We start from the raw sequence: 18,404 nt of genomic DNA on the forward strand, positions 1-18,404 counted from the left end.
ACCGCCTTGCTTTTCAACAAGGCGGCTATAATCAGTTCGTTAAAACTTTTAGATAATTACTTAGTTCTTAAAGCATCACGTATTTCTGTAAGAAGTACTTCTTCCTTAGAAGGTCCTGCTGGTGCTGGTGCTTCTTTAGGTTTTCTAACCTTATTGTATGCTTTTACAATCATGAATAAAACAAATCCTATGATAATTAATGAAATGATCGTGTTGATCCACTCACCATATAAAATAGCATTTTCTGGTTTAGTTACTACTCCATCTGCTCCTACCACAGCATCGGTAAGTATGATTTTCATGTCTTTAAAATCTACTCCACCAGAGAAGTGACCTATAATAGGCATCATAATAAGGTTCACAAATCCTTTAACTACTGCACTTACCGCACCTGCAAGTATTACTGCGACAGCTAAATCAATGACGTTACCAGTCATTATAAAATTCTTGAATTCTTTAAGCATAATTGTATTTGTTTAGTTAATTGTAGGGCAAATTTAAGAGAAATCAATAAGCGAACTTACAGTTAAAATTAAATTATGACTCATTACTGGTGAAACACGATGAATGGACAATATCTAGGTTCAGTCACTCTTGTAAACACGTTTTACCCTTTTTTGAATGCCTGTGAGTAGTTCATAAGATATCGTTTTGGCATCTTCTGCCATTTCTCTTGCACTATGTGTTACTGGATCAAAAATGATGACCTCGTCTCCTACTTTTGCATCGATGTTTGTGACATCTACCATAAACATGTCCATACATATGATTCCTAATGTAGGCGCAGGCTGTCCATTAATCCTAACTTTTAAGTTACCATAACCATAAATACGATTGATACCATCGCCATGTCCTAGCGCAATTACAGCATAAGTCGTTTTATGATTTGCAATAAATTTTCTATTATAACTTACTGATTCTCCTTTCTCGATAGTCCTTATTTGAGAAATATTTGAAATAAGAGTTGCAATAGGTTTTAAATTCACATCGTGCTGTAGATCGTTTCCATATCCATACAAGCCTATTCCAGAACGTACCATACTGAAATGAGCATTGTTATAATTTAAGATACCACTAGTATTAGATTCATGAATTAAAAATTCATAATCCAATGCTTTTTGAACGATAGGAATCAATTGTTCAAAACGAGAAATTTGTTCTTGAGTAAAATCGTCTTCATTAAGGTCTTCACTTGCTGCAAAATGAGATTGAAGACCACGTACTTTTACCGCAGGACTGGACGTTACTTTTTCTAAAGCTTTATGGACATCTTTAAGGTCCATGCCTAAACGATTCATTCCTGTATTGAATTCTAAATGTATAGGATAAGACTGTTGTTGTTTTGCATTCGCAAAAGCGATAAAAGCTTCCAGCATCTCCACACTATAAATCACTGGTTCTAAGCAGCGATCTATACACATCTCTAAATGATGCTGTTGAGGATGTAATATAAGTATAGGTTTAATAATACCATTATCTCTAAGTTCTACACCTTCTTCTGTGTAAGCTGTTGCAAAATAATCGGTGTTTAGATCTTGAAGTTTTTGAGCAATCTTTACAATTCCATGGCCATAAGCATTTGCCTTAACAACAGACATAAACTTTGTGCCTTCTTTAATTTTACTGCGTAAATAATTGTAATTGTGTTCTAAGGCATCGAGATTTACTTCTAGTCTTGTACCATTAAATTGCATTTATATGTTTTTTTTATCGTTGACCTCTTCTGCATCTACGTCCATATCTTTCATTTTATTAGAAAGCATGGCTTTGTAATAAGCGGCACGACTTAATGGTTCATATTCCTGTTGTTCACCTAGCATGACTACATCGTCATTTGCAGTTTTACGATAAGAATATTGAGCTAAATTTCCAGTTCTTGTGCATACTGCATGTACTTTTGTAACATACTCTGCCGTAGCCATGAGTGCTGGCATCGGACCGAATGGATTTCCTTTAAAATCCATATCTAACCCTGCTACAATAACTCTAATACCGCGATTTGCTAGCGCATTACAAACAGCAACTATCTCGTTATCAAAAAATTGTGCTTCATCAATTCCTACTACCTGACAATCACTCGCTAATAATGGAATATTTGCGGCAGCAGGAACTGGAGTGCTAGGTATCTCATTAGAATCATGCGAGACTACCATCTCTTCATCATAGCGTGTATCTATGGATGGTTTGAAGATTTCTACCCTTTGCTGTGCAAATTGTGCACGTTTTAAACGTCGTATCAACTCTTCTGTTTTACCAGAAAACATGGAACCACAAATTACCTCGATCCAGCCGAATTGCTCTTCATGATTAACCGTATTTTCTAGAAACATTTTGTAATTTACAGGCGTTAAATAAAGAGGCTCTTTTACCTCGTTACAGAATTCAAAAATACAAATAAACCAGCGGCAATAATCCCAATATGAAAAAGAAAATAGCAGCAGACCTAACTAGCCTAGCGCACCGCATTCTTCAAATGAAAAATAAAGAAGATGTGAATGAACTACAGGCCATTGCCAAGGAATTATATGAAAAATTAACCGTTCTTGCTTTCACAGAAAAACATTTTGCTGACATTCAACCTACTGCTGGTGATGCCGAAGTAGAAAGACGTCTGGAAAATGCCTTTACTGAGGCTCAAGAAGATGTAAGCAGCATCTCTAAAGAAGTAGAGCAAGTTATGGAGGACACGCAAGATGAAGTCGAAGAAGCTTTCTCAAATCATGATCTTAGTGATCTTTTTATGCCTATAGAAGATGACACTAGAGAAGAAATAGAATTACCAGGAATAGCTACTATTAATAAAATGGTGATAGAAATGCCAGATGAAGTGCCTGAAACAAGTGCACACATTGAAGTTCCTGCAGCTAAGGAAAAACTTGAACAGGAGCCTTCTAAAAATGAGACCGTAGACATAGATAAAGCTACCACTTCTAAAGAATCATTGCCTCCTATTGATATTCCAGATCCTAAAAAGTTCATTAAAAATGATCTAGAAGACATCACAGCAGATTTTCAAACGATGCCTGTTTTTGAAAGAAAAGTTAATGATGCCAATGCTAACGATAAACCAGTTTCTTTAAACGAACGATTGAATAAAGGATTAAAATTTGGTATGAATGACAGGCTAGGTTTTATAAAACATCTATTTAACGGCAGCGATCAGGATTTTAATCGTGTCATCTCACAATTGAACACACGAACTACCTATGCCGATGCACAAAATTTTATAAACGCAATGGTAAAGCCTGATTATAACAATTGGGAAGGAAAGGAAGCATATGCAAATCGTTTTATGGAACTGGTAGAAAGGAATTACTAGAAGGTTCTTCTTGAATCTAGGTTGAATCAGACTATACATTCTATTACAATTTTGAACATACTTCCTAAGAATATTTGTAGAACAATTTTTAAACAAGATGTTGATCTCGCTTTCGCGAAAGCGAGATCAACATCTTTGTGGTAAGAATAGAAAAGCTACGGCCTAGATAATTCCTTCTCTAATTGCTCTAGTGTTTTACGTTCTTTTTTAATATGGTAGCGTATAAAAACAACCATTGCGATGGCTATTGGAATACTAGAAATCCATACATATGTAAACCAAAATGAAGTTAAGTTTTCTTTTAATGTAGGTAATAATAATACAAATCCTATCCAATAAATTAAAAGTAGAAAAGGTGTTATCACTTGATGAATTCTCAATCTAGAATTGTAATATACTTTCATACTTTGATGATGATCATGATACGAGTGATCTAACGGTATGCGATTGAGTAAATTCATAGATCTCCATTCTAATACAATACGAATTGTCAAGACTGACATCATTAAAATCAGACCTACCGTAAATAAAGGCGGTGCATAAATTCCAACCCATAAAAAATAACCAAATAATATAGCCATAGTAATCGCTAGTACTATCATTGTAATCTTCTTTTTGGCTTTTACATTTTGAATCCTTCTAGTTATTCCTTTAAGAAAAGATTCGTTTATCTTTTGCTCTTTTTGTTGCCAAGAGTTTTGTAATTCTTCAAATGTTTTCATTGTTGACACATTTAGTGAGTTGGCTCTTGATACGGTTTAAACGCGTTCTGAGAGCATTATGTTTAATTCCTATAATTGCTGCTATTTCTGACTGTGGAAGACCTTCTAACTCAAGTAAAAGAATGGTTTGATTTTCTTTGTTCAGCCTATTTATACAAGCATAAAGCTGTTGGTACATTTCTTCTTTTTGAACCGATTGTTCTACAACTACCTCTTTTTTAATAGTTTCTAAGGAAGTAGCTTTATATTTATTGTCACTGCGCAGTTGTTGTAAACAGGTATTTACCGCAATACGATACAGCCAGGTAGATCGTTGAGCCTTGCCTTCAAAACTATCCCAATGCTGCCAAACCTTAATAAAAACCTCTTGCAATAAGTCTTGGGCTAGAGCAGCGTTGCCATTTACATAACCTAAACACAATCGGTTCACTTTATTATAGTGATCCCGATATAATTTTTCAAAAGCCTGTTTCTGAATACTCATTATTTAGCTAAAATAAGACTCAATTGTTCATGGAACCATTCTGAAACATCCATCATCATAAAGTGTTTGGAATTCTCATTTATGATAAGATCGTAAGCTTTTAAATTAGCATATTGATTATTATACGTTTGCGTGGCCATATCCTTACCGTATGGTTGTCCAGCACCCATAATAGTAACTGGTATTTTAATATTAGATAATAAAGGTCTTACATCCATTTTTAAATAGTCCGTATACCCATAAACATACGTTTTACGATCCGAATTCAAGATGGCCCTTTTAATTAGTTGTTGATGTTCAGGACTAGTTGCCATACCACTAGCCATGCCTTCTGCCATTTGTTCAAAGCCTGCATTATCCATTACTAATAATTGATTGTTATATGGACTTTCATAAGCCAGATTATCTGGAGAAAAATTAGGCATCATCAAAGCTCCTGTGCAAGGCAACGCATCTACTGCAACTATCTGTTTGATTTTAAGGTCTGGTTGTGCTGCGAGCCAGGTAGCAATAGTTCCACCCATGCTATGTCCTACAATAATGAGGTTAGAATTATCTAAGTTCTTTATATACGTTTTGAGGTCCTCTAAAATGGTTGGTAACCAAGGGAATTCTATAGGCGCTACCTTTCCAAATCCAGCATAATCCACAGTATGACATTGATTTGTAACAGAGAATTTTTCAATGGTCGAATCCCAAACGGTTGCATCGCTTGCAAAACCTGGAAGAAACAATACAGGATCGCCGTTTCCTATAACTGAGGTGCTTATACTTTTATCTTGCGCATGCACTTGTAACTGAACCAATAAGAAAAGAAATAATGTAAATTGGAGTGTAGTTTTCATGTTTTTAGTTTTAATGATTTATCCTTTAGATACAAAAGCATGAAAATGTTACATGAAAATGTTATAAAATTTAAAACTTGGGTTATTGGGCATCAAAAAACCCTTTCAGTATTTCTGAAAGGGTTTTATGTGTAATGCGATAACTTCAAGAAGATTTCCGCCTGTGCGGAAATGATCGGTTAGTTATTCAAAGCCTCTGCTCCACCTACGATCTCAAGAATCTCGTTTGTAATTGCAGCCTGACGTGCTTTGTTATAAGTTAATTTAAGCTGATCTCTAAGCTCTGTAGCGTTGTCCGTTGCTTTGTGCATTGCAGTCATACGTGCACCGTGCTCACTAGCCCAAGAATCACGCACTCCTTTATACAATTGCATCTTTAAGGACTTAGGAATTAACTCTTCTATAATTTTTTCCTTAGAAGGCTCAAAAATATAATCCAATTCTTTTTCTGCTTGAATGGCATCTTCATCTTTAGCCACAGGCTTTAGAGGTAAGAAGTCTTCTGTCATTACTACTTGAGTAGCAGCATTTTTAAAACTATTATAAACAATAACAATTTTATCAAATTCACCACTAACATAAAGTTCCATCAACTCTTCAGCAATAACAGCTACATTATCGTAAGAAATATCATCAAAAAGATCACTTTTATTGGATAGTACAGGAGATTGTTTGCTTACAAAATCATTTGCCTTTTTCCCAATCGCCATATAAGAAACAGCTACACCTTTCAATTCGTTTTGATTGAGACGTGTTAATTCTTTAATGATATTAGAATTAAAAGCTCCTGCTAATCCACGATTAGAAGTAATCGCTACTACAAGCGCTCTTTCTACCTCACGTTGTTCAGCAAATTTGCTTCCTGCTTCACCTTCCATTGTAGCACTAAGACTTTGTAAAAGCTCAGTTAGCTTATCAGAATAGGGACGCATAGCTGTAATAGCATCTTGTGCCTTTTTCAACTTTGCTGCACTTACCATCTTCATAGCAGATGTTATCTGCATAGTAGATGATACGGACGATATTCTGTTTCTTATTTCTTTTAAGTTAGCCATAAATCAAGTTATGAGTTCAGAGTTATGAGTTCAGAGTTAAAAGTTATGAATTTTTAAGTATCGCTACTAAAATTCTTATTAACTCTTCACTTTTCTCTCATTCCCTGAGGTACTGCTCTTCCTGTCGCTTGAAGAATATCTAACCAGTAAATAGTCTCATCTGCTTCTTTTAGAGCAATGCCAAATTTATTTCTAAAGTCTTTTGTACTAACACCTCTTTGCGCTTCTCTGGTATTGGCTCCAATACTCGTTCCACTTCTAAGAAGTTGAGATGCCAGCTCAAAATCCTTATTGATTTTTAATTCATCACAATACCTCACTATTTCACAAGCAAAATCAAAACTCTTAGTTCGTATAGGACTGTTTTGATAACCCATTAATTGCAAAGCTTGTTAATCTAATTTAAAGCTGGAATAAAAAGTCACTCTGAACTCTGAACTCCAAACTAATTAGTATCTACTAGAAAGATCTTTAGCAACTACTGTGAGTGTATCAATAACCTCGTCAGTAAGCTTTCCAGCTTTAAGAGTACTCATCACATCACTATGCTTTGCATTAAGAAGTTCTAAGTAATCTCTTTCAAATTCTTTTACTTTTTCGATAGGTACATTTCTTAACAAGTTCTTAGAACCTGCATAAATAATTGCTATCTGATTCTCTACCGGATAAGGATTGTTTTGAGATTGTTTAAGAATCTCAACGTTTCTCTTACCTTTTTCGATAATACTTAAAGTAGCCGCATCAAGATCAGAACCAAATTTTGCAAATGCTTCTAATTCACGATATGCCGCTTGATCTAGTTTTAATGTACCAGATACTTTTTTCATTGATTTTATCTGCGCGTTACCACCTACACGAGATACTGAAATACCTACGTTTATCGCTGGACGTACACCAGAGTTGAATAAATCTCCATCTAGGAAGATCTGTCCATCTGTAATAGATATCACGTTAGTTGGGATATATGCAGATACATCACCAGCCTGTGTTTCAATAATAGGAAGTGCTGTAAGGGATCCACCACCTTTTACGATAGGCTTCAAACTGTCTGGCAAATCATTCATTGTTGCCGCGATCTCGTCATTGTTGATCACTTTTGCAGCACGCTCTAATAATCTTGAGTGAAGGAAGAATACATCTCCTGGATACGCCTCGCGTCCTGGTGGACGACGTAATAAAAGAGATACCTCACGATAAGCAACTGCTTGCTTTGATAAATCATCAAATACAATAAGTGCAGGACGACCAGTATCACGGAAGTACTCACCTATCGCTGCACCAGCAAATGGTGCATAAACTTGCATAGGAGCAGGATCTGATGCGTTTGCTGCAACGATAGTCGTGTAAGCAAGTGCTCCAGCTTCTTCAAGTACATTAGCAATTAAAGCAACGTTAGAGGCTTTTTGTCCTATAGCAACATATATACAATATACTGGCTCACCAGCATCATAAAATTCTTTTTGATTGATAATAGTATCGATACAAACAGTGGACTTACCTGTCTGACGGTCACCGATTACAAGCTCACGCTGTCCACGACCTACTGGAATCATCGCATCAATAGATTTGATACCAGTTTGCATAGGTTCTGTTACAGGCTCACGGTAAACAACTCCAGGAGCTTTACGTTCTAATGGCATCTCATAAAGATCACCTTCTATAGGACCTTTACCATCGATAGGCTCTCCAAGTGTATTAACTACACGACCTACAATTCCTTCACCTACTTTAAGAGAGGCGATACGTTCCGTACGTTTCACAGTATCTCCTTCTTTAATCTCAGTAGATTTACCTAAAAGTACAACACCTACGTTATCTTCTTCTAAGTTAAGAACGATTCCTTCTAGTCCACTTTCAAAAGAAACTAGTTCTCCATATTGTGCGTTAGAAAGACCGTAAACACGTGCGATACCATCACCTACGGTAAGTACGGTTCCCACTTCATCAAGAGATGCAGTAGCATCAAAACCTGATAGTTGTTGCTTAAGTATTGCAGATACTTCTGCTGGATTTACTTCTGCCATGTTCTTATTTTTATACTTGTTTCAATAATCCTTTTACGGATCGTTTTGTTTGTTTTGTTCTCGCTTTCGCGAAAGCGGAATACTTAAAAATCAATTACTAATTACTCGCAAAAGTTCTTTTAAGTTCTCCAAATTTATTTTGTACACTCGCATTAATCTCTCTATCTCCTACTCTTAGGATAAAACCTCCCAGTATAGTTGGATCGATTACTTTTTCAAGAGTTACTTCTTTTCCAGCTAGTTCTTTTGCTTTAGCAAGAACTTTCTTCTCAAGATCTGCATTGATTTCTACAGCAGTTGTTACTGTAGCAATTTCACGCTTATTCATCTCTTCAAAACTGATGATATAGCTGGTTGCGACATCCTGAAGTATATCCGTGCGTTTATTAGTTACTAAAAGGTCAAAAGTGTTTTTAGTAATTGCGCCTGCACTCGCAAAAACCTGATGTAAACCATCACGTTTTTTAGCGTCTTTTACAATCGGACTTGATAAGAAGTTGCGCAGTTCCTTGTTCTTTGAAACAGTAACAAGGATGCTTTTCATATCTTCATTTACAGCAGCAGCTTCATTCTTATCCACAGCTAGAGAAAGAATGGCTTTTGAGTAACGTGATGCAGCTCTTGATAATTTCATAGTTTCTAGATATTAGCTTCTGCAAGCATTTTATCGATAAGTGCTAATTGTGCGTCTTTTTCAGAAAGCTCTTTACGAGTTACTTTCTCTGCGATATCTACTGAAAGGTCAGCAACTTGAGATTTAATATCTGCAAGAGCAGCTTTTTTCTCAGATTCTATAGCTTCTTGTGCGCTAGCGATAATTTTATCTGCTTTTTCTTGAGCCTGTCCAGCAGCATCTGCTATCATTTGCTCCTTGATCTCGCGTGCTTCTTTGATCATTTCATCTCTTTGAGCACGTGCTTCTTGTGCTGCAGCTTGATTAGATGCTTCTAAGTTTGCCATTTCCACTTTTGCTTGTTCTGCACTTGCAAGAGCGTTAGCGATTCCCTCTTCACGAGTATTAAGTGCGTCAAGAATAGGCTTCCATGCAAATTTTCTCATCAATACAATTAAGATAATAAGAATAAGCGCTTGCATGAAAAACAAGCCTGGCGAAAAGTCATTTATTAAATCTAACATATCTAAATGTTGTTTTGTTTAAATTTTACTAATTAAACAATTCTTGCAACCAACCGTTACAAGAATTGTTTTAGTTTAAGCTATTATTAGTTTTTACCTAATAAAAGAGCTCCAAATGCAAGTCCTTCAAGAAGTGCACCGATAATAATCATCGCTGTTTGGATTTTTCCAGCAGCTTCAGGTTGACGAGCGATAGCTTCCATCGCTTTTCCACCTATTTGACCAAGACCGATACCACCACCGATAACGATAAGACCAGCACCTATTAAATTGTAAGCAGTTTCCATAATAATGGGTATTAAAAATAATTAAACAAAAAAATTAAACAAAACGTTCTCTTACCTCATCGATATCATCTTCGGCTGCGCCAGCATGCTCAGGATGATCATGCTCTGCAACTGCCATTCCTATAAATAGGGCTGACAACATCGTAAAGATAAATGCCTGTAAAAAGGCAACTAATAATTCTATAACTGAAAGGAATAAAGTTAGAAACAGAGATAAACCTGTAGACCCTACTACTCCAAATTGTTCTTTTAATGTGATCATCAAAGCAATCAGTCCCATAACTACAACGTGACCAGCTGTGATGTTTGCAAATAGACGCACTAATAATGAGAATGGCTTTGTAAGCAAACCTATCAATTCTATAGGTATTAAAGCTATTTTCATTAATACTGGTACACCTGGCATCCAGAAAATGTGCAACCAGTAATCTTTATTTGCACTAAATTGTACAATAAAAAAGGTAAATAACGCTAGACAAACTGTTACTGCAATCTGTCCTGTAATGTTAAAACCAAAAGGAGTTAACCCTAAAAGGTTACCAATCCAGATTAAGAAAAATACGGTTAACAAATAACCCATGAATTTTCTATACTTATGTTCACCTATATTAGGTCTTGCAATCTCATCTCTTACATAAATTACTAGAGGCTCTAAAACACGTCCAAAACCTGTAGCAATATTTTTATTCTTATACTGCTTTGCCAAACCTCCAAAAATTAGAAGCATAAAAACACCTATTAAAATCAATCCAAAAACAGATTTTGTAATAGACATATCAAAAACTCGATGAGCATTGGTAGGATGATGCGATTCGTCAAAATTAATTTGAGTAGCACCATTTTCTAGCTCATAAATCTTACTGTGCAATTTTGTAAAAGTAGCGTCTCCTTTGTTTACTAGCACTTTTGCATCGTCATCATGATGAAATTCTGAAGACATGAAAAACTTAAGACCATCAGTAGACCATACTATAACAGGAAGTGGGAAACCTACATGCTTTCTTTCACCAGCATCGTTAGAATAAGAAAATAAATGAAAGTCGTGTGAATCTTTTAAGTGATGGTCGATATAGGAATCGATCTCTGCTTTAGTATTGATTTTACCACCAGCAGATTCAATTTCTTTATCATAAGCATAATCACCCATTTGATCTTGAGCTTTTGCTGTTGCAGAAGCAATGAAAATCAAAGCAAAAAAAGCTGTTTTTAAATACGCTCTAAACATGTAAATCACCTTAAAAAGTTAGGTCTTTTAATTCGGCTGCAAATGTATGACAAAAAAAGATGTAAAATGAAAGCTTTTAAAAGTTAATTTACAAGCTTTTTATCCTAGGCTTTTCAACGGTCAATTAATTCTTATTAAGCCACTTAATTACAATTGTAGCTTCTATAAATAAAAAGATAAAGTAAGGTCCTAAGAAGCCTAATATCTCAACTTTAGATAACTTAGGTTCATCATTCAATAATTCTGGAAATAAAAGGAACACTGCACCAAACTTTACAAAAACTAGAGCTAAGAATGCAAATCCCAATTTATCAGGTACTAAACCAAAGACATATTTGAGCGCGCTAACAGTTATAAAAGTAGCTGCTCCTAGGAATGAATAGGTTTTTATCAAAGAAATGGCGGAATTCTCTACAAGTAAAAAGTGTGCACCATAGACTATAAGTGTTAGAAAAAAGACTAGGATAAAAGTTTTAAGATAAAAATTCACGTATGGTTTTTGATTTGAGATATTAAAAGTCAACAAGAGAACCTATGTTTTTCAAATATCTATATGATGAGGTAAATTACTTTTACAAAAGGCTATGCCGTTCTATCTTTCTTACTATTATTACTTAGAGATTTAACGCCAGATTCCATCTTGCAACTGGCATTGAAAGTAGCACCAGGCTCTACAGCTAACTTTTGCGTAACAACCTCGCCTTCTATAGTAGCTGTTGATTTAAGAGTAAGTAAACCTTCAATAAATAATTTTCCAGAAAAGATACCTTCGATATCAGCATTGTTACATTCTAATGTTCCATCAAGTTTACCATCTTTACCTATAACTACTTTACCAGGTGTTTTAAGCGTACCATTAATTACCCCATCTATCCTAAAACCTCCATCACTTACAATATCACCTACAATACTTGTTCCATGACTGATTCTGTTTTGAGATTTACCAGATTCCATAAATGACTTACTATTTTTTTTCTCGTTAAACATATAATAGTTTTAAAGCATTTCTTTCTCATACTTATCAAGGTTTTTATAAACCTGAATAATCTTATAGTTCTCTGAAGCTATTGCAAAGAAAGGTCTTATAATTTTGTAATTGTTGTCTGGTTTTGCCATGAAATCACCTAAACCAATAGCACCTAATTTTGAACCTAAACCATGTACAACAACTAGCTTATCGTCTTTGTCATAAACGTCTATAGATACTCTAAAGGTATAGTTTTCTTTAACAAATGCTTCTTTTAATTTTTCCTTTAATTCTTCCATAGCAGAAACTTCTGCACTTTTAAAACGATAAACCAGTTTAAAATTATTTAAACCTTTCTCAGGTAAAAATACTTCTGGAATTTTCACCGCCTCGGCATCTGTAACAAGTTTTTGAGCGCTCTTACCTACTTCGGTATTAGGAAAGTTCAATGCGACATAATCAATTCCTTTTTTATACTCTTGAAAACCATAAAGCCTACCAGCTGCAAATGCTTTTAATAATTCTAATCTTGGGACAATATCGTCTCCATTAAATAAGTTAGCATATTCTGCTGCACTTGTAACCACCAGATCATAGTTCTCTTTTTCATATTCCTTATACAAGCGATTGTAAACAGCAATGGGACTAGCACTGTCATCTAGTTTTGCATCAGGGTTTCTTAAAATTTGTGCATATCTAGTTTCTGGATAACCAGAAATGATTCGGTTTTTTAAATCTTCCGCTTTCGCGAAAGCGTCACTACTTCCATCTTCTTTATATATTAGATACAAATTATAAAGAGCTGGTAATAATAATTTTTCTAAAGGATCATAGGTCAACAAAGATTCAAAACGATTGATTGCTAAGTCATTACGTTTGAACTTCTCCTTATAGATAACGCCTAACTGATAATATGCAAAATTTCTAGCTTTTGCTATACTATCTAAAACGGTTTTATCTTCAGGAAGTGTACTGGTATAGAACTGCGTTGTAAACTCGGGACGTACTTCTACCTCTTCTATTTCTTCAATAATTTCGATGTTTGTTTCCAGCTCTACTTTTTTATTTTTACGTCTCCAGTTATCTTTTAGTTCACGTTTTCCCCATTTTTTTCTAAAATCTATCTTACCACGAGCAACAGTTTGCTGATTGAAAAAGTAGAAAGTACTGTTATTGTTTGCTCCTACACCAGCACCTGGCAAACCAAAAGTAGGTCCTGTATTTGCTCTTTTACTAACTTTATTATTATTTATTTTTGAGAAGGCTGTTTGTTCTTGGGCTGCTTTTGCCGCTTCAATTTCTGCTTCTTCTGCAATTCGAGCCTCTTCTTCTTTTAATAAATCAATGTATTCTTGATAAAATTGATCTCTCTGCTCAGGCGACATAGCGATAACTCTAAAAATACTATCTGCACGACGACGACGACCTTCATAAAGAATAACATCATCTAGATTATTTCTTTTTTTAGTAACTAATCGGTGTTCTTTTGTTCTAGGTATATAATTAGCAATAGCACTATCATAATATTTACCTGCGTTTACAAACATAGATTGGTCAAAACTTATTTTTCCCAAAGAAGAATAATTATTACCTCTTAAATATAAGTCTTTACCACCTTTTGCTCGCAAAGACTTGTTGTAGTATTTTTTTGCTATTTCAACACTATCTTCTTGCTCAAAGAAAATAGCCTTACGAGAATAAATCGCGTCTAACCACGGTCTATTTTCTCTATTTTCTTCCAGCTCATTAATTGTTTCAAGTAATTCTGATTTACTATCCGTTGTGGCATCAAAATTCTTAATCTTCTCTATAAAAGCATTTAAATAATAACGACGCGGGATTTTCCGGTGCATCTCAATAATCTGGTCATAATGAACAAAAGCACTATCACGCTGGCCTGTTTTTGCAAAAAGCTGTGCGGTTATAAATTTATACCTTGCTTTTGTTTCTTTATTTTTAGTTTGGTTTTCTGCACGATTCATGTAAATCAGTGCACTATCTACTTCTTCAAGGTTTAAAAAAGCCTGAGATAAAGTAGCGTTTGCGATGGAAAGGTCTTCCATTTCTATAGAACCTGCTTCTTCTTTAAGTAATTTTTTCAAATTCTTGATAGCAGTCTCATTATTATCTAAACGCATATTAGTGCGTTCTCGCCATACTTTTGCTTGATTGATCTGATCAGCATCTGGCATAAATTGTAAAATATAATTGAAGGCTTCTAGAGCAGGAATAAATCGCTGATCATAATACCTAGCTTTACCTAAAAGCATGTAAGCTTCATCCACTTGAGGATTGTACTCGGTCTCATTAATAAGCATCGAGTGTTTTTGTACTGCTTTTACCGCTTTTTCCTCGGCGCGTTCAAAATTAGGATCTGCAGGTTTATCTCCTGGTAAGAAAACTTGATCCTTAACAGTCATGCGTTCTACTGGTAAAATGTCCCAATAGTTATCATTATATGTTTGTTCTAGTCCATCAAGACCGGCTTGCAAAGCAAGATTACCGTTATAGAGAACGTTGTATTCTGTACCAACCGCATGGAGGTTGCGACTTATAAAAGAGTTCTTTTTTCTACTACAGCCTGTTATAACAGCTATAAGCAAAAGTGTAATTGAAATATTGAAGAAAAGCTGTTTCAAAAAGTAGGTTTTAAACTAACGTACATAACTCTAAATACCGCATCGATATTGTGAAAGGTCGTAAAAATAAGGATTTTTATATTCAATGAAGTTATAAAGCTACAGGATCACATATTTGAAGCATCATATGAAATGAAAACAGATCGTTAAAGTTTTGATTTCAGAACGTGTTTGTTCTATTTTAGAGACCTCAGAGGTTATTTCATTCCTACCTCAAACAACTTATTTTATTATATGAAGTATTTCTTTACGCTTTTTGCACTAGCTATATTCACACAACATATTCATTCACAAACTGATAACAGCCTTCTTTGGGAAATCACTGGTAATGGTTTAGAAAAACCATCCTATTTATATGGTACCATGCACGTAAGCAGCAAAGTGGCTTTTAGACTAGATGATGTGTTTTTTGAATCTCTTAAAAAAGCAGATGCCATAGCCTTAGAATCTGATCCATCACAATGGATGGATCAATATTACAATGAACAAATACTTTCTGTTCAAAATGGGTCCAGCAGTTATCGATCGCAATTTTATGAAGATATTTTTAAAATGGAACATCCTGATCCACGTAGAGTGCGTTCTAGTATACGGATGAATGATATGGCATTAAACGGTTATTTGTATCGTAAAAATGGAGCATCAGATAATTTTGAAGAAGAAACCTATCTAGACATGTTTATTTTTCAGGCTGGTAAAAAAGCAGGGAAATCTATAATAAGTCTTGAAGATTTTAAAGAATCTCAATATTTAACTTCAAAAGCTGCAACAAATCCCACCAAAAAAGAGATTGCCAAATGGCTAGAAGAACGTCTTGAAAAAGAAAATAGATATACGCTTCAAGAAAACGTTTATAGAGATCGCAACATATCGTTATTAGATTCTATAGGTAAAGCCGTTAATACAGAATATTTTAGAAAGAACATGCTGTACGATCGCAATGAAAACATGGTCATTGTAATGGATTCTGTGATGAAAAAGCAAACGATTTTTGCAGGAGTAGGCGCAGCACATTTACCGGGAGAAAATGGTATGATTAAAATGCTTCAAAATCGAGGTTATACTGTAAAAGCTCTTACCTCTGCCCAAACAGAACTGGCTAAAAATGAAAAGAAATATTTAGACGAGCATTTTGTAGCACCTACGCTTTCGCGAAAGCGGACACCTGATCAATTTCTTTCCTTAAAAACTTTTGATGATCTACGAGAGTTTAGTAGTGGAAATCAGTCTTTTTATATGATGCCTGAGATGACTAATGGTGCATACCTGACCATTTCTAGAATAAATACTTTTGATTATTTACCTACTGCAAAGAAAAAGATAGATCTGGATTTTATAGATAATGTACTCTTTGAAGATATTCCTGGAGAAATTCTTAAAAAGGAAAAAATTATATCACCTTATCCTGGTTATGCGATTCTTAATAAGACTAAAAAAGGTGATTACCAGAAATACCATATTTATCAAACACCTTTAGAAATAGTAGTAATCAAATTTGGTGGTAAGCTGGATTTTGTAAAATTATATGAAAAAGAGATTTTTGATTCTGTTGAGTTTTTACCTTTAAGTGAAAAACTTGAACCATTTACTGCACCTTTTAATAAATATGAAGTGCTATTTCCAGAACACGTAAGTGCAAATAATTTAGAAAATCCTGGCAAGACATTACTTCAGGGAACTGACGGTGAATCATTTTATTTTCTTCAAGAATCTCCGGTTTTTGATACAGAATATGTTGAAGAAGACAAGTTTGAGGCTCAATACATTGTAGACCAATTCATTAAAGATTTAGAATATAAAAAAGAAAAAGGTGCAATAGAAAAAACACCTTATTACAGTTACAAGGCAACTGCTATCCTAGACAGTGTCACAAATACTCAATTACAACTTAAGTCTATCGTTAAAGACGGTAGTTACTATTTAATGGGTTACACAGGTACCAATCAAAAAAATGCCGATGCTTTTTTAAATTCTATGAAGTTTAAAACCATAGATTATGGTGATTTTAAAACCGTAAAAGACACTGCCATGCACTTTAGTGTCAAAAGTCCTGTGAAAGCACCAATAACAAGAAGTAGGTACTCTTATGAAGAAAACAAAGATTATGAAGCAAATGAGAAATCTTCCTACTACACCACACCTGCAAATGAACAAATAGAGGTGAAAATGAAGAAATTTCATGACCTTCAAATGTTTATAACTGCAGATGAATTATGGAAAGAAGTAGATAAAACAGATTGGGCTGATATGAAGTTGTATCGTGGTAATTTACGAGCAAAAAAGAAAGAAAAGACAAAGCGTGACAGCTTATTTACCTACAAAAGAGTTTTTAAAGATAGTCTGAGTATTAAACACATTCTTGCAAAAAGTGTTTATTATAAAGGCCGCATTTACCATCTTAAAACAGTCATAGACAGCACGCAGCAACCATCTAAATTTATAAGACAATTTTATAATAGCTTTCAACCTAATGATACTCTTCTAGGTAAAGATGTATTTAGTGATAAAACAGCTTTGTTTTTTAAAGGCGTAAAAGCGAAAGATACATTAGTGTTTGATGCAGATGAAAAAATAAAATTTAAGACAAAAGACATTCCTCAAATGATCGATTTAATCGATTCTGTAAGTGAAGATGACAGCAGCCTTAAGAGTATAAAAGAATACACACTAGGAGAATTGATGGATTTAAAAGATGCAAGAGTATTGCCTTATATTACAAATCTATACGAGACATCTTATAGCAATCCTGATGTACAACTAATTATATTGAACAAACTATTGCGTAAGAAAACAGCCAGCAATCATGAAAAAGCACTGGACTTACTGGAAAAAGATTTGCCTTTAAAAAAATCTGGTATTTCTAATGCTCTTAATCATTATGGCGATTCTTTAAAATTATCTTCAAAATTATTTCCAGACCTTTTAACTTATGCCTCTATAAGTGAGTATAAAGAACCAGTTTATGAATTGTTAGCACGTGCCAAAGATTCTGGATTTGTAAAAAAGAAAACTTACAAAAAGTACCGCAAGCAAATCATAACCGATGGAAAAATAGAGATCAAAAGGACATTAAGTGCTAGAAGGACTTCTTATAATTTTAGATCTAATGATTTACTAACCAGTTATGTAAAGCTTATCTTCCCATATAGAAAAGATAAGAATGCACAAGACTTCTTTATGAAGTTATTAGATAGCGGTCAGAAAGAAGCTCTAGCCCAGTATTTTACATTACTCATAATTAATAATGAGTCTGTTCCACAAAAACTATTCGATGAAATAGAGAACGATATCTCTTTAAAAGCTCAAGTAGTGATTACCGCTTCAGAAATGGACATAGAATTATCTCCTCAAGTAACCCAACAAGAACTTGCAAAAAGTATTGTTCTTAACTCAAAAGAGTTTGATAAGAATGAAAATAAGCTGAATTTTTTAAAGGAACAGGTTATTACCACTGATAAAGATGTTAAAGTGACTTTATACTTATTTGACTTCATTAATAAAGGAAGCTATGAAGAAGAAAAGTATATAAGATACGTAGCTTTTGAACTGGATAACGATAAGCAGCAACTCATTACAGACGTCTACTCAAAGTCTTATGGCAATGGAAAAGGTTATGATACAGATAAAGAAAAAGAAGATGTACTAGAAGAGGTCTTTAAAGAAATCAAACACAAAGGACGTTGGAGAGTGAATTGATAAG

The 18,404-nt window shown here is 34.4% G+C and carries 18 protein-coding genes; 2 read left to right on the forward strand and 16 right to left on the reverse strand.

Annotated elements, in window-relative coordinates:
* Positions 1-56: 56 nt before the first annotated feature.
* The 3 genes from mscL to ACTF54_RS04670 all read right to left on the reverse strand — a co-directional run bounded on the left by mscL (position 57) and on the right by ACTF54_RS04670 (position 2,330).
* Positions 57-464 carry a large conductance mechanosensitive channel protein MscL gene (mscL, locus tag ACTF54_RS04660; protein ID WP_347196454.1) on the reverse strand — a complete coding sequence of 136 codons (408 nt, stop codon included), beginning with the start codon at positions 462-464 and terminating at the stop codon, positions 57-59.
* A gap of 120 nt (positions 465-584) precedes the next feature.
* On the reverse strand, positions 585-1,694 hold the full coding sequence (alr, locus tag ACTF54_RS04665) for an alanine racemase (protein WP_347196453.1): 1,110 nt from the start codon (positions 1,692-1,694) through the stop codon (positions 585-587).
* Entirely contained in the window at positions 1,695-2,330 is a 636-nt protein-coding gene (locus ACTF54_RS04670) for a thymidine kinase (RefSeq protein ID WP_347196452.1), read from the reverse strand.
* 89 nt (positions 2,331-2,419) lie between these two features.
* Between ACTF54_RS04670 and ACTF54_RS04675 the strand changes: the two genes are divergently transcribed.
* Positions 2,420-3,319 carry a hypothetical protein gene (locus ACTF54_RS04675; protein WP_347196451.1) on the forward strand — a complete coding sequence of 300 codons (900 nt, stop codon included), beginning with the start codon at positions 2,420-2,422 and terminating at the stop codon, positions 3,317-3,319.
* Between the two features lie 155 nt (positions 3,320-3,474).
* On the opposite strand, the gene ACTF54_RS04680 is transcribed toward ACTF54_RS04675, so the two are convergent.
* From ACTF54_RS04680 to ACTF54_RS04740, 13 genes are all read right to left on the reverse strand, one after another.
* Complete coding sequence (locus tag ACTF54_RS04680) at positions 3,475-4,041, reverse strand: hypothetical protein (RefSeq protein WP_347196450.1); 567 nt, start codon at positions 4,039-4,041, stop codon at positions 3,475-3,477.
* A complete protein-coding gene (locus tag ACTF54_RS04685) occupies positions 4,028-4,525 on the reverse strand; it encodes an RNA polymerase sigma factor (RefSeq protein ID WP_347196449.1) in 498 nt (165 codons plus the stop codon). The genes ACTF54_RS04680 and ACTF54_RS04685 overlap by 14 nt, the downstream gene beginning before the upstream one ends.
* A complete protein-coding gene (locus ACTF54_RS04690; RefSeq protein WP_438968849.1) occupies positions 4,525-5,370 on the reverse strand; it encodes an alpha/beta fold hydrolase in 846 nt (281 codons plus the stop codon). The genes ACTF54_RS04685 and ACTF54_RS04690 overlap by 1 nt, the downstream gene beginning before the upstream one ends.
* A gap of 179 nt (positions 5,371-5,549) precedes the next feature.
* Positions 5,550-6,425 (reverse strand): ATP synthase F1 subunit gamma, encoded by an 876-nt coding sequence (gene atpG / locus ACTF54_RS04695; protein WP_347196447.1) that lies wholly within the window; start codon positions 6,423-6,425, stop codon positions 5,550-5,552.
* 86 nt (positions 6,426-6,511) lie between these two features.
* Entirely contained in the window at positions 6,512-6,802 is a 291-nt protein-coding gene (locus ACTF54_RS04700) for a four helix bundle protein (protein ID WP_347196446.1), read from the reverse strand.
* A 72-nt stretch (positions 6,803-6,874) separates the two neighbouring features.
* A complete protein-coding gene (gene atpA, locus ACTF54_RS04705) occupies positions 6,875-8,449 on the reverse strand; it encodes a F0F1 ATP synthase subunit alpha (RefSeq protein ID WP_347196445.1) in 1,575 nt (524 codons plus the stop codon).
* Positions 8,450-8,546: 97 nt separating this feature from the next.
* Complete coding sequence (atpH, locus tag ACTF54_RS04710) at positions 8,547-9,083, reverse strand: ATP synthase F1 subunit delta (protein WP_347196444.1); 537 nt, start codon at positions 9,081-9,083, stop codon at positions 8,547-8,549.
* Positions 9,084-9,088: 5 nt separating this feature from the next.
* Positions 9,089-9,586: a F0F1 ATP synthase subunit B gene (locus ACTF54_RS04715; RefSeq protein ID WP_347196443.1), complete on the reverse strand. Its 498-nt coding sequence runs from the start codon at positions 9,584-9,586 to the stop codon at positions 9,089-9,091.
* An 86-nt stretch (positions 9,587-9,672) separates the two neighbouring features.
* Positions 9,673-9,873, reverse strand: a complete 201-nt coding sequence (gene atpE, locus ACTF54_RS04720) for an ATP synthase F0 subunit C (RefSeq protein ID WP_036583467.1) — start codon at positions 9,871-9,873, stop codon at positions 9,673-9,675.
* Between the two features lie 34 nt (positions 9,874-9,907).
* A complete protein-coding gene (gene atpB, locus ACTF54_RS04725; protein WP_438968850.1) occupies positions 9,908-11,098 on the reverse strand; it encodes a F0F1 ATP synthase subunit A in 1,191 nt (396 codons plus the stop codon).
* Between the two features lie 124 nt (positions 11,099-11,222).
* The gene (locus ACTF54_RS04730) at positions 11,223-11,588 is read right to left on the reverse strand and encodes a hypothetical protein (RefSeq protein WP_347196442.1); all 366 of its coding nucleotides are present in this window, start codon (positions 11,586-11,588) and stop codon (positions 11,223-11,225) included.
* 92 nt (positions 11,589-11,680) lie between these two features.
* Positions 11,681-12,085, reverse strand: coding sequence for a bactofilin family protein (locus ACTF54_RS04735; RefSeq protein WP_347196441.1), 405 nt, complete (start codon positions 12,083-12,085; stop codon positions 11,681-11,683).
* A gap of 9 nt (positions 12,086-12,094) precedes the next feature.
* Positions 12,095-14,704 carry a tetratricopeptide repeat protein gene (locus ACTF54_RS04740; RefSeq protein ID WP_347196440.1) on the reverse strand — a complete coding sequence of 870 codons (2,610 nt, stop codon included), beginning with the start codon at positions 14,702-14,704 and terminating at the stop codon, positions 12,095-12,097.
* Positions 14,705-14,938: 234 nt separating this feature from the next.
* On the opposite strand from ACTF54_RS04740, the gene ACTF54_RS04745 reads away from it, so the two are divergent.
* Positions 14,939-18,400, forward strand: a complete 3,462-nt coding sequence (locus ACTF54_RS04745) for a TraB/GumN family protein (protein ID WP_438968851.1) — start codon at positions 14,939-14,941, stop codon at positions 18,398-18,400.
* Positions 18,401-18,404: the final 4 nt, after the last annotated feature.

The organism is Nonlabens sp. (assembly GCF_965657255.1).
Classification (GTDB): Bacteria; Bacteroidota; Bacteroidia; order Flavobacteriales; family Flavobacteriaceae; genus Nonlabens.

Excerpts from the sequence above, each read along its gene's own strand:
- mscL (WP_347196454.1), bottom strand. The coding sequence starts at position 464 with ATGCTTAAAGAATTCAAGAATTTTATAATGACTGGTAACGTCATTGAT.
- alr (WP_347196453.1), bottom strand. The coding sequence starts at position 1,694 with ATGCAATTTAATGGTACAAGACTAGAAGTAAATCTCGATGCCTTAGAA.
- ACTF54_RS04670 (WP_347196452.1), bottom strand. The coding sequence starts at position 2,330 with ATGTTTCTAGAAAATACGGTTAATCATGAAGAGCAATTCGGCTGGATC.
- ACTF54_RS04675 (WP_347196451.1), top strand. The coding sequence starts at position 2,420 with ATGAAAAAGAAAATAGCAGCAGACCTAACTAGCCTAGCGCACCGCATT.
- ACTF54_RS04680 (WP_347196450.1), bottom strand. The coding sequence starts at position 4,041 with ATGAAAACATTTGAAGAATTACAAAACTCTTGGCAACAAAAAGAGCAA.
- ACTF54_RS04685 (WP_347196449.1), bottom strand. The coding sequence starts at position 4,525 with ATGAGTATTCAGAAACAGGCTTTTGAAAAATTATATCGGGATCACTAT.
- ACTF54_RS04690 (WP_438968849.1), bottom strand. The coding sequence starts at position 5,370 with ATGAAAACTACACTCCAATTTACATTATTTCTTTTCTTATTGGTTCAG.
- atpG (WP_347196447.1), bottom strand. The coding sequence starts at position 6,425 with ATGGCTAACTTAAAAGAAATAAGAAACAGAATATCGTCCGTATCATCT.
- ACTF54_RS04700 (WP_347196446.1), bottom strand. The coding sequence starts at position 6,802 with ATGGGTTATCAAAACAGTCCTATACGAACTAAGAGTTTTGATTTTGCT.
- atpA (WP_347196445.1), bottom strand. The coding sequence starts at position 8,449 with ATGGCAGAAGTAAATCCAGCAGAAGTATCTGCAATACTTAAGCAACAA.
- atpH (WP_347196444.1), bottom strand. The coding sequence starts at position 9,083 with ATGAAATTATCAAGAGCTGCATCACGTTACTCAAAAGCCATTCTTTCT.
- ACTF54_RS04715 (WP_347196443.1), bottom strand. The coding sequence starts at position 9,586 with ATGTTAGATTTAATAAATGACTTTTCGCCAGGCTTGTTTTTCATGCAA.
- atpE (WP_036583467.1), bottom strand. The coding sequence starts at position 9,873 with ATGGAAACTGCTTACAATTTAATAGGTGCTGGTCTTATCGTTATCGGT.
- atpB (WP_438968850.1), bottom strand. The coding sequence starts at position 11,098 with ATGTTTAGAGCGTATTTAAAAACAGCTTTTTTTGCTTTGATTTTCATT.
- ACTF54_RS04735 (WP_347196441.1), bottom strand. The coding sequence starts at position 12,085 with ATGTTTAACGAGAAAAAAAATAGTAAGTCATTTATGGAATCTGGTAAA.
- ACTF54_RS04745 (WP_438968851.1), top strand. The coding sequence starts at position 14,939 with ATGAAGTATTTCTTTACGCTTTTTGCACTAGCTATATTCACACAACAT.